Source organism: Devosia sp. 63-57, from assembly GCF_001899045.1.
GTDB lineage: Bacteria > Pseudomonadota > Alphaproteobacteria > Rhizobiales > Devosiaceae > Devosia > Devosia equisanguinis.
This window is the reverse complement of sequence record NZ_MKUY01000005.1, coordinates 47,665-60,211: the sequence shown is the minus strand read 5'-3', so window position 1 is coordinate 60,211 and position 12,547 is coordinate 47,665. Positions and strand designations below refer to the sequence as shown.

Here is a 12,547-nt window from a genome sequence, read left to right as displayed (position 1 = left end):
CCCGCGACAATGAGGAATTCGGATCGCATCCGACTTAGCAGCGCGAAGAGGGGGACAGGTTTTGGGTACGCTTTCCAAGATCATGGGCAATGTGCGCATGACCACAACCATTCTGGTTCTGGTGATGTGCTCGATCATCGGATCGATCACGGCCATGTCGGCATCGATCTACTTTAACCTGCGCGAGCGGTCGCTTGAGGACAGCCGCATCCAGCAGGAGACCAATATCGGCGTCGCGGCCACCATTCTCGAGCGGCGCATCTCCGGCTCGGTGCTGAGCTGGGGCGAAGATGGGTCGATCGGCAATTTCCAGAGCTGGGCCATTCCGCCCTTCTACGACAGCGAAGTCATCGATTCGGTCACGCGCGTCACCAAGCAGGATGCCGGCATTTTCGCGCTCGATCCGCAGACGCAGACCCTGATGGTCAAGACCACGAGCCTTGCTGGCCCCGATGGGCAGCGCGCCCTCAGCGAAACCTTGGGCCCCGATAGCCCTGCCTATGAACGTCTGATGGCCGGCGAGCCGTTCCAGGGTGAACTCGGCATGATGGGCGAAAGCTATTTCGCCGCGCTGCAGCCGATCCAGAAGGTCAATGGCGAGGTGATGGGTGCAATCTTCGTCGGCACGCCGATGCGCAATGTCGAGGCAGCGGCCAATAGCGTTTTGGGGCTCATCGCCATTGTCGGCGGTGCCGTGATCATCGCGCTGGGTCTGGTGGGCTTTGTGGTGTCCCGCGCCATCACCCGGCCGATTCCGCGCCTGGCCTCGGCCATGGATTCTATCGCCCAGGGCCAGTACGACACCGAGGTGCCCTATGCCGATATGGGCAATGAGGTGGGCGGCATGGCACGTGCTGTGGAAGTGTTCCGCCAGAATGGCGAGCGCGTGGCGCAGATGACCGAGGCGGAAGCCGCCCGCATCATTGCCGATCAGGACAATCGCAAGCGCATGATGGCCGAGCTGCAGGCCGCTTTCGGCGAAGTGGTCGATGCCGCCATTGCCGGCGATTTCGACCGGCGCGTGGAAACCGAATTCCCAGATCCAGAGCTCAACAGCCTGGCTTCGGGCGTCAATCGCCTGGTGTCCACCTTCAAGCGTGGCGTCACCGAAATGGGCCAGGTGCTGGGCGCCATGGCCCATACCGACCTGACGCAGCGCATGACGGGCGACTATGAGGGGGCCTTCGCCCGCCTCAAGGACGACACCAATGCCATGGCCGACAAGTTCACCGAGGTGGTGACACAGTTGCGCGACACGTCGGGTGCGCTCAAGACTGCCACCGGGGAAATCCTGTCCGGCGCCAATGACCTCTCCGAACGCACCACCAAGCAGGCCGCGACCATCGAGGAAACTTCGGCGGCCATGGAACAGCTGGCATCGACCGTGCTCAAGAATGCCGAGCGCGCCCATGAGGCCAGCACCAATGCCCAAGCGGTCACCAATGCGGCCGAGCAGGGGGTGGCGGTGATGGATTCGGCCAATCAGGCGATGGAGCGGATTTCGGCCTCCTCGGGCAAGATTTCCAACATTATCGGGCTGATCGACGATATCGCCTTCCAGACCAACCTCTTGGCGCTCAATGCTTCGGTCGAGGCCGCGCGTGCCGGCGAGGCCGGCAAGGGCTTTGCGGTGGTGGCTGTGGAAGTGCGCCGCCTGGCCCAGAGTGCAGCGCAAGCGTCCTCGGAGGTCAAGGCCCTGATCGAGCAGAGTGCCGGCGAAGTCAGCAATGGCACCAAGCTGGTGGAGTCGGCGGCCGCCAAGATCGCCGGCATGCTGGTGTCCATCCGCGAGAATACCAGCGCGCTCGAGGCCATTGCTCAGGACAGCCGGGAGCAGGCCTCCTCCATCGAGGAAGTCAGTGCCGCGGTGCACCTGATGGACGAGATGACCCAGCACAATGCGGCCCTGGTGGAAGAGACCAATGCCGCCATCGAGCAGACCGAGGCTCAGGCCAACGAGCTTGACCGGATTGTGGATACGTTCAAGGTCGAGGGTGGGCGCGAAGAGGTGGTCGATTGGGCCAATGTCGCGCGCCAGCAGCGCGAACGCCCATCGCGTCCGGCCCCGCGCCCGATGAGCCAGGGCAATGCGGCGCTCGATGCCGATTGGGAAGCCTTCTGAGGCCACTGCCCCTTTTGCCAATCGCTTCGCCCCCGGGATGTCGCCATCCCGGGGGTTTTGTTTTCGAACCGATATGCCCGCAAGTGCAGCAAAAGCGGCGATTTTGCCGCAAAATTGCGCAGCCATTTACCGGCAATTAAGTACGAGCTTGGTATTTATTCGGTGAAGGGAAGATCGGAACTGCCCCCGACGGGAGTGGGGACAGTCCATGCGGCCCAATCAGACAGTGATACGTCAGCCTGCCGGCCCCGGCAGACTTCGTCGGACAGTGTGCTGTTCGCCGAGGACATGACCGACATGTCTGGTGGGTCCCGGCCGGAGTGAAGGGTAACATGAATATTCGCGCCAAAGTTTTTGCCGTTGTGGGGCTGATGGGTCTGGCCTCGATCATCATTGGCGGCATGGCTGGCTATATGGTGATGGAATACAACAAGCAGACCAGCCGCCTCGAGAACCTGGCCGATCGGGCCTATCTCGGGGAACGGCTCAACCGCTACGTGACGGCGGTGGTGATGGAGTCCCGGGGCATCTATGCCGCGCCCAACACCGAAAAGGCTGCGCCTTTCGCCGAAGGTATCATGACCTATCTCGACCGCATCGATGCGCTGCTGGCCGAATGGCAGCCGCTGGTCGATGAGGGCGGCATGGAGGCCTTCAATGCCGTGGTCGCCCGCTCCGCCGAGTTCCGCGCCTTCCGCACCGAAACCGCAAGGCTGGGCCGCGATGTCGCGCCGGCCGAGGCCAATGCGCAGGGCAATAACGAAGAAAACCGCGCCAATCGCCGTGCCTATCAGGGCGAGATCGATGCGGTGGTCGAACGTGATCTCGAGCTGTTCCACGGGGTCAAGGCCGAGATGGGCAGCTTCCAGCAGAACATGATCATGCTGCTGGTGGGCACTATTGTGATTGGCCTGGGCGCCGGCATCGCCGTGGCCGGCTATGTCGGTACCGTACACCTCTCCCGCCCGGTCAGCCGGCTGACCCGTTCGATGGAGGCGCTGGCGCAAGGCGAACTCGACACCGAGATCGACTATCTCGACAGCAAGGACGAGATGGGCGCCATGGCCCGCACCCTGCAGGTGTTCCAGGACAATGCCCGCACCGTCGCGGCGCTGAGCCAGGAAGAAAAATCCCGCGCCATCGCCGCTGCCGAGCGGGCGCGGATGATGGATGTGTTCCAGACCCAGTTCGACGAGGCGGTGGCCGCTGCGCTCGAAGGCGATTTCAGCCGCCGCATCACCACCGATTTTGTCGACCAGGACCTGGTCCGCATTGCCCAAAACTTCAACAGCCTCATCGACAGCGTCGATACCGGGCTGGTGGAGGCCGGCAGTGTGCTGGCCGCGCTGGCGCGCACCGATCTCACCCAGCGCATGGTGGGCGAGCATCGCGGTGCCTTCCTCGATCTCAAGACCAATATGAACGTGGTGGCCGAGACGCTGGCCGATGTGGTGACGCGGCTGCGCTCGACCTCGCGCGCCGTCAAGGTGGCCACCGGCGAAATCCTGTCCGGCGCCAATGATCTGTCGGAGCGCACGACGCGGCAGGCCGCGACCATCGAGGAGACCTCGGCTGCCATGGAGCAACTAGCCTCGACCGTGGTCGAAAACGCCAAGCGGGCGCGCGAAGCCAGTGTCATGGCCACCGAGGTGACCGCGACCGCAGAGGATGGCGGCCGGGTGATGGGCGAGGCCAATCAGGCCATGGAACGCATCACCGCGTCCTCCTCCAAGGTCTCCGACATTATCGGCATGATCGACGATATTGCCTTCCAGACCAATTTGCTGGCGCTCAACGCCTCGGTGGAAGCGGCGCGGGCCGGCGAAGCTGGCAAGGGCTTTGCCGTGGTCGCCGTCGAAGTGCGGCGCCTGGCGCAGAGCGCGGCGGAAGCCTCATCCGACGTCAAGGCGCTGATCCGCCAGTCAGCCGACGAGGTCAATGCGGGCACCAAGCTGGTGGCCGAGGCCGCCGGCAAGCTCGAAAAGATGCTCCAGGCGGCGCGCAGCAATACCAGCTTGATGGAAGGCATTGCCCGCGACAGCAATGAGCAGGCCTCGGCCATCGAGGAAGTCACCGTGGCCGTGCGGCAGATGGACGAGATGACCCAGCATAATGCGGCGCTGGTGGAACAGACCAATGCCGCCATCGAGCAGACCGAAAGCCAGGCCAATGAGCTGGATCGGATCGTCGATATCTTTCGGCTCGACACCAGCGAGGCGGCCAAGCCGGCACAGCGTGCGGCGCCAGCGCCGACGCAGCGAGCCAATGCGACACCGGCCCCGGCCCGCCGCGCCGCAGCGACCTATCTCATCCAGGGCAATGCGGCGATCTCTGCCGATTGGAGCGAGTTCTAGGGCTCGATTTCAACTCGGCTGTAGGGAAACAAGGGGGCGCAAGTGCCCCCTTCGCAGTTTTTATCACGAATAGCATCGTGCTTTACCGCGCCTTAACGCGGCGCGTGATGACGTGATCACGGACGCAGAAGACGATGCACCCGGTTTGACCTGGGTGAGACTGAGAACGGCGTCGCCTTCCTCAGCAGGACCGTCCGGCCGTGCCGCTTCGATGGAAGCGGTCCGCCGTTCGTGGCGACAGTGACCATAGGGCACCCAGAAGGGTAGCCAGTTATGAGGCAGTAAAATGAAGTTCAGCGATCTGTCCATCCGGATGAAGCTGGTGCTGGGCGCAGGCCTGATGTTCCTCCTGGCCATGGGCGGCATCATCGCCGGCGGCCTGGCTCTGATGTACCAGACGGCCGGCAGCGAGGCCGAAGAGCGGGCGCGCACCCTTCTGGGTCAATATTCCAACCTGGCCGAAGGGGAGATGGGCAAGATCATCTCCGCCACCCGCAGCCTCACCGCTTCCATCGAGGGCGTCATCGCCACGGCCCCGGTCGATCGTGACATGCTGGGCCGGCTGGTCTCGGGCGCCATCGTGGCGCAGCCTTCGGTTATCGGCATGACGCTGGCCTTTAATTCCAATGGGCTCGACGGTCAGGACGCCAATTATGTCGGCCACCCCTATTCCGATGCCAGCGGACGCTTTGTTCCCTATTTCACCCGCTCGAACGGCGCTGTCGATGTCGAGCTGCTGCAGATGGCGCCCGAGAACGGCACCGAGAGCTGGTATGACCTGCCGATGCGCGAAGACCGCACCGTGGTGACGCCGCCCTATTCCTATCCCGTCAATGGCAAGGATACCCTGCTCTCCACCGTGAGCGTGGTGGTGCATAAGGGTGGCAAGCCCGTCGGCATTCTTACTTCCGACCTGACGCTGGACGCCATTTCCGACGTCATTTCCGCGCTCAAGCCGTTCGGCGTCGGCAGCGTCATGCTGGTCAGCAACAACAATAGCTGGGTGGTCAATTCCGACCCGAGCCTGGCCGGCCAGGCGCTGGAGCCCGATATTGCCGCGGCCCTGCTCGATACCGAGCTGATGGCCCGCGGCATGACTTTTACCGACGAAACCGGCGTCAGCCAGTTCGCGGTGACGGCGCCGGTACAGTTCAGCGACACCACCGACCAGTGGACAATGATCATGACCGTGCCCACGGCCACCGTCTATGCCGGGGTCGATGCGATGCGCAATATGGCGCTGGTGGCCGCCGGCGTGTTGCTGGCCGTCATCCTGGCGCTGGTCTGGCTCGGCTCCGGCATGATCGCCAAGCCCATCCGCCGCATGACCGGGCTGATGAATGAGCTGGCCAAGGGTCGCTACGATATCGAGGTGCCCTATCAGGCGACCCGCAACGAGATCGGCGACATGGCCCGCGCGGTCGAGGTGTTCCGCGAAAATGGCCTTCGCATCAGCCAGATGACCGAGGCCGAAGCGGCGCGTATCATTTCCGATCAGCGGGCGCGCCAGGAGATGATGACCGAGTTGCAGGCGGCGTTCGGCGAGGTGGTCGATGCCGCCATTGCCGGGGATTTCTCCAAGCGCGTGCATGCCAGCTTCCCCGATGCCGAGCTCAATAGCCTTGCCGGCAGCGTCAACAGCCTGGTTGAAACCGTCGACCAGGGGATTGCCGAAACCGGCACCGTGCTCGGGGCCCTGGCCGAGACCGATCTGACCAAGCGCATGCTGGGCGACTATCGCGGTGCCTTTGCCGAGCTCAAGCATCACACCAATACGGTGGCCGAGACGCTGAGCCAGGTGGTGGGCGGGCTCAAGGAGACCTCGCGGGCGCTCAAGACCGCAACCGGGGAAATTCTCTCCGGTGCCAATGACCTGTCCGAGCGCACCACCAAGCAGGCCGCCACCATCGAGCAGACCTCGGCGGCCATGGAGCAGCTGGCCTCGACGGTGCTGCAGAATGCCGATCGGGCACGGGACGCCAATGTCAACGCCCAGACCGTCAGCCATACTGCCGAAGAGGGTGGAGCGGTGATGGCCCAGGCCACCGAGGCCATGGAGCGGATCACGGCCTCGTCTTCCAAGATCTCCAACATCATTGGTCTGATCGACGATATCGCCTTCCAGACCAATCTCTTGGCGCTCAATGCCTCGGTCGAGGCGGCGCGGGCGGGTGACGCCGGCAAGGGCTTTGCCGTGGTGGCCGTGGAGGTGCGGCGCCTGGCGCAGAGCGCCGCCAGTGCCTCCTCGGACGTGAAGGCCCTGATCGAGACCTCGTCTGGCGAAGTGGGGGCCGGCACGCGCCTCGTGGCCGAGGCCGCCGCCAAACTGGAGGCCATGCTCGATGCGGCCAAGGCCAATTCAGCCTTGATGGACGGCATTGCCCGCGACAGTCGCGAGCAGGCCTCGGCCATTGAGGAAGTCTCGGTCGCGGTGCGGCAGATGGACGAGATGACCCAGCACAATGCGGCGCTGGTGGAACAGACCAATGCCGCTATCGAGCAGACCGAGGCGCAGGCCAGCGAACTCGACCGGATCGTCGCCGTGTTCCGCACCGACGCCAATGCGGCGCCCGCGCCCATGGCCGAGCCGCCGCGGATGACGGAAGCGCCGGCACGGCCACGGGCCGTCTCGGCCAGCGCCAAGACCAGGCAGGCCGCCAGTGCCTATCTCAGCCAGGGCAATGCCGCGATCTCGGCCGACTGGAGCGAGTTCTGACGGCTTAGACGCCAAGCGAGCAATAGTTTTGACCCCCGGTGCAAACACAGTTTGTGCCGGGGTTTTTGTTTTTCTTGTATGGAACAAAACCTGCCAAATCTATCAGATTACGTATATTTACCCACATATAACAATCTATGTTCATAATATTACTTCTCGTATTGTTTTTCATTAACTATTCGCGCGCAGCCTTGCTTGTGAGCCTGTGTCCTCCTCTTGGATGCGGCAAAATTGCGGGACGGTATCATGCGCGGCATTTCCTGGGGCGGAAAACAGCGTGACGATGCGGCCAAGGTGGCCGCCATCATGCGCAGCCAGGCCGTTATCGAGTTCGAACTCGACGGCACCATCATTACGGCAAACGACAACTTCCTCCGTGCCATGGGTTATGAGCTCGTGGCGGTGGCGGGACAGCATCACTCCATGTTCTGCCCGCCCGAGGTGGTGCAGAGCGCCGAATACAAGACGTTCTGGGGCGAGCTGGCCAAGGGCAAGGTCTATTCGGGCGTGTTCAAGCGGCTGGCCAAGGGCGGGCGCGAGGTCTGGATCCAGGCCAGCTACAATCCGGTGCTCGACAGTGCCGGCCGGCCGGTCAAGGTCATCAAGTTCGCCACCGACGTCACCGAACAGTCCGAACGCGCGGCCGACCACGCCGCCCAGATATCGGCCATATCCCGGGTGCAGGCGGTGATCGCCTTCAATCTCGATGGCACGGTGATCGACGCCAATGACAATTTCCTCACCACGGTGGGCTATGGCCGCGAGGAGGTGGTGGGCCAGCACCATTCCATGTTCTGTGACCCGGCCTATGTGCGCTCGGACGACTACAAGCGCTTCTGGGCGCAACTGCGCGCGGGCGAATTCGTCGCCGCCGAGTTTCAGCGCTTCGGCAAGGGCGGTCGGGAAGTGTGGATCCAGGCCAGCTACAATCCGATTTTCGATGCATCGGGCCGGCCGATAAAGGTCATCAAATACGCGACCGATATCAGCGAGCGCAAACGCGCCGAAGGTATCATCGCCGCCTTGACCGATAGTCTGGCCCGCATGGCCAAGGGCGATCTGGGTGGGCGTATCGACACCGCCTTTACCGGGCAATACGAGCAATTGCGCCAGGCCTTCAATCGCTCGCTGGGGCAGTTGGAGGGGATCGTGGTCGATCTCCGTCAGGCCTCGCGCGCGCTGCGCACGGCGACCGGGGAAATCCTGGCCGGGGCCAACGACCTGTCCGAGCGCACCACCCGCCAGGCGGCGACCATCGAGGAAACCTCGGCGGCGGTGGAACAGGTGAGTGTTGCGGTCGCGGACAATGCCAAGCGCGCCAACTCGGCCAGCGAGCGGGCGCGGCTGCTCGCGACCAATGCCACGGAAGGCGGCACGGTCATGGGCTCGGCAACCCAGGCCATGCAGGCCATCGAGGCCTCGTCTGCCAAGATTTCCAACATTATCGGACTGATCGACGACATTGCCTTCCAGACCAATCTGCTGGCCCTCAACGCTTCGGTAGAAGCTGCTCGCGCCGGCGATGCCGGCAAGGGGTTTGCCGTGGTTGCGGTGGAGGTGCGGCGGCTGGCACAAAGTGCCGCCGGCGCTTCCTCGGAAGTCAAGGCGCTGATCGAGACCAGCGCCGGCGAAGTGCGCACCGGGGCCCAATTGGTGGGCCGGGCCGCAGAACGGCTGGGCGATATCCTGATCGGTGCCGAGGAAAGCGCCGGGCTGATCGATGAGATTGCCCGGGCCAATGCCGCCCAGTCCGGGGCGCTCGATGAGGTGGCGGTGGCGGTGCGGCAGATGGACGAGATGACCCAGCACAATGCGGCGCTGGTGGAACAGACCAATGCCGCGATCGAGCAGACCGAAGCGCAGGCCAGCGAGCTCGATCGCATCGTCGATGTGTTCAAGCTCGACCCCAACTCCGCTGACTCCATGGCGGTGAAAGCAAAGGTGTCATCCGGGGTCAAGATTTTGCGCGCGGCAGGGTAGCCGGACGCCCCGATAATCGGGGGATTTATGAGAAATTTACCATAACGTGGTGTTATTTCTTTCATCTGACCAAGTCCGGATTTGGGAGTCTCGATTGGAAAGACTGACACCAAAGGCAGCGAGAGAGGCGGCACATCATGGCCACGCACGCGCAAGACATTCTGCAATCCAGACTTGATTTTATCGGCCTCGACGAGGCGGCGCGGGCCAGGCTCGCCAGCGTGCAGGGTACCATCGATGCCCATCTCGAACCGGCGCTCGACCGGTTCTACAGCAAGATCGCTACGGTCCCGGCGGTCAAGCAGTTCTTCGACGGCCGCCCCCAGATGGACCGCGCCAAGTCCAAGCAGGTGGGGCATTGGCGGGCCATTGCCACCGGACAGTTCGACGACGCCTATATGCAGGCCAGCACCAAGGTCGGTCTGCGCCACGCCCAGATCGGGCTTGAACCGCGCTGGCATATCGGCGGCTATGGCGTGATCATGGAAACCCTGGTCAAGGGCCTGGTGCGGGACGTGATGGATGCCGCGCTCGAGCCGCGAGAGCGCCGCTTCGGCCGGCCGGTGGCACGCAGCAAGGCCGAGGTGCAGCCCGAGGTCGAGGCCATGTCCGAGATCTTGGTGGCAGTGCTCAAATCCATGCTGCTCGATATCGATATCGGTGTTTCCGCCTATTTCGAAAAGCTCACCGGCGATGCGCGCGACGCCGATGATGCCGCCCGGGGCCGTATCCAGCAGGCGGTGGCGGCCACTGGCGCCGTGCTCAAGGACATGGCGCAGGGCGATCTCACCGGGCGGGTAACGGCCGAGCTCGATGCCGAATTCGAACAGATCAAGGTCGATACCAATGCGGTGGCCGAGAAAATGGCCGGCATTGTCGGCCAGCTGCAGCAGACCTCCCGCTCGCTGCGCACCGCGACCGGAGAAATCCTTGCCGGGGCCAATGACCTGGCCGAGCGCACCACGCGCCAGGCGGCGACCATCGAGGAGACCTCGGCAGCGGTCGAGCAATTGAGCGCGGCGGTGGTCGAAAATGCCAGCCGGGCCTCGATGGCCAGCGGCAAGGCGCAGTCCCTTGCGCGCAATGCCACCGATGGCGGCGCGGTGATGGAGCAGGCCAATGGCGCCATGGGCGCTATCGAAACCTCCTCGGGCAAGATCTCCAATATCATCGGTCTGATCGACGACATTGCCTTCCAGACCAACCTTCTGGCGCTTAATGCCTCGGTGGAAGCGGCGCGCGCCGGCGATGCGGGCAAGGGTTTTGCGGTGGTGGCGGTGGAAGTGCGGCGCCTGGCGCAAAGCGCTGCCAATGCCTCTGCGGAGGTCAAGCAGTTGATCGAGGCCAGCGCCGCCGAGGTCAAGACCGGCAGCCAATTGGTAGCACGCGCGGCCGAAATGCTGCTCGACATCCTCTCGGGCGCCGAAGAGAGCGCGACCCTGATCGACACCATCGCCCAGGCCAATAAGAGCCAGTCCTCGGCGCTGGGCGAGGTGGCGGTCGCGGTGCGCCAGATGGACGAGATGACCCAGCACAATGCGGCGCTGGTCGAGGAAATGAATGCCTCCATCGAACAGACCGAGGCCCAGGCCGTATCGTTGGACGGCATTGTCGAAGTGTTCCGCGTCGATGGCTCGGCCTCGACTGCGCGGCGGGCGGGGCAAGGGGTGCGCCTGGTGCGCGCCGGTTAGCGGGGCGGACGTAGACAAACGCTTAACCCTAAGCCGATAGCACAGGACCAGGCCTTGGGGCGCCATGCCCCATGGCCAGCGTCAAACTCACTGCGATCGGCTTCTCGGTATGTCTTCTCCGGCCCAACCCAACCTGCAAACACGCCTGGATTTCGTCGGGCTCGACATGGAGGCGCGGGCAAGGCTGGCCCAGTCGCAGGCCCGGGTAGAGGCGCATCTGGAGCCGGCGCTCGATCGCTTCTATGGCCTGCTCGCCGCCGTGCCCGAGGTGGCGAGCTTCTTCGACGGCAAGGCGCAGATGAACCGCGCCCAGGGCAAGCAGATCGGCCATTGGCAGGCCATTGCCGGCGGTCAGTTCGACGACGACTATTTCCAGTCCAGCACCCGCATTGGCCTGCGGCACGCCCAGATCGGGCTCGAGCCGCGCTGGCATATCGGGGGCTATAGCCTCATCATGGAAACCCTGGTCAAGGGCCTGGTGCATGACCTGATGGCCGAGGCCCTGGCCCCGCAGAAAGGCTTGTTCGGCCGCGCTGTGCCGCGCGATCCCGAAGCGGTGCTCGCCGATGCCGACGCCATGGCGGAGACGCTGGTGGTGGTGCTCAAGGCGATGATGCTCGACATCGACATCGGGGTCTCGGCCTATTTCGGCAAGCTCACCGAGGACGCGCGGGCGCTCGAGGAGGGGGCCCGCGACAAGATCCGCAAGGCGGTCAGCGCCACCGGGTCGGTGCTGCGCGACGTCGCCGCCGGCGATCTCACCAGCCGGGTGACCGCCGAGCTCGATGCCGAGTTCGACCAGATCAAGGCCGACACCAATGCGGTGGCCGAGCGGCTGGCCGATATCGTGGGCCGGCTGCAGCAGACGTCGCGGTCGCTCAAGACCGCGACCGGGGAAATCCTGGCTGGAGCCAACGATCTCTCCGAGCGCACGACACGGCAGGCCGCGACCATCGAACAGACGTCGGCGGCGATCGAGCAATTGTCCTCCGTCGTCATGGAAAATGCCCGCCGCGCCCTTACCGCCAGCGAAAAGGCCAAGGTGGTGGCTCAGAGTGCCACCCAGGGCGGCGAGGTGATGAAGCAAGCCAATGACGCCATGACTGCCATCGAGACCTCATCGGCCAAGATTTCCAACATTATCGGTCTGATCGACGATATCGCCTTCCAGACCAATCTGCTGGCGCTCAACGCCTCGGTGGAAGCGGCGCGCGCCGGTGAGGCCGGCAAGGGTTTTGCCGTTGTCGCGGTGGAAGTGCGCCGCCTGGCCCAGAGTGCCGCCAATGCCTCGGCCGAGGTCAAGGCGCTGATCGATACCAGCGCCGCCGAAGTGCGCGGTGGCAGCCACAAGGTGGCGCAGGCCGCCGAAGTGCTGCTCGACATTCTGGCCGGCACTCAGGAAAGCGCGGAACTGATCGACACCATCGCCCGGGCCAATCGCAGCCAATCCACCGCGCTGGACGAGGTGACGGTGGCGGTGCGCACCATGGATGAGATGACCCAGCATAATGCGGCGCTGGTGGAAGAGACGAATGCCGCCATCGAGCAGACCGAAGCCCAGGCCAGCGATCTCGATCGGATCATCGACGTGTTCCGTATTGGCGCCGAAGCCTATCGCCCGGTGCGCCGGCTGGCGTCTTGAGCGCTTCGCAGCTACTGGTCTTGAGCGTTTCAGGAGAGCTAA

The 12,547-nt window shown here is 64.0% G+C and carries 6 protein-coding genes; all 6 read left to right on the top strand.

What is annotated here, in order from left to right; translation table 11 throughout:
* Positions 1-61: 61 nt before the first annotated feature.
* Positions 62-2,122 carry a methyl-accepting chemotaxis protein gene (locus BGO80_RS08480; RefSeq protein ID WP_286720823.1) on the top strand — a complete coding sequence of 687 codons (2,061 nt, stop codon included), beginning with the start codon at positions 62-64 and terminating at the stop codon, positions 2,120-2,122.
* A gap of 332 nt (positions 2,123-2,454) precedes the next feature.
* Positions 2,455-4,476: a methyl-accepting chemotaxis protein gene (locus tag BGO80_RS08475; RefSeq protein ID WP_286720821.1), complete on the top strand. Its 2,022-nt coding sequence runs from the start codon at positions 2,455-2,457 to the stop codon at positions 4,474-4,476.
* A gap of 286 nt (positions 4,477-4,762) precedes the next feature.
* Positions 4,763-7,192, top strand: a complete 2,430-nt coding sequence (locus tag BGO80_RS08470) for a methyl-accepting chemotaxis protein (protein WP_286720819.1) — start codon at positions 4,763-4,765, stop codon at positions 7,190-7,192.
* A 246-nt stretch (positions 7,193-7,438) separates the two neighbouring features.
* Entirely contained in the window at positions 7,439-9,172 is a 1,734-nt protein-coding gene (locus BGO80_RS08465) for a methyl-accepting chemotaxis protein (protein WP_286720817.1), read from the top strand.
* A gap of 137 nt (positions 9,173-9,309) precedes the next feature.
* A complete protein-coding gene (locus BGO80_RS08460) occupies positions 9,310-10,863 on the top strand; it encodes a methyl-accepting chemotaxis protein (RefSeq protein ID WP_286720815.1) in 1,554 nt (517 codons plus the stop codon).
* 109 nt (positions 10,864-10,972) lie between these two features.
* On the top strand, positions 10,973-12,505 hold the full coding sequence (locus tag BGO80_RS08455) for a methyl-accepting chemotaxis protein (RefSeq protein WP_286720813.1): 1,533 nt from the start codon (positions 10,973-10,975) through the stop codon (positions 12,503-12,505).
* Positions 12,506-12,547 lie beyond the last annotated feature (42 nt).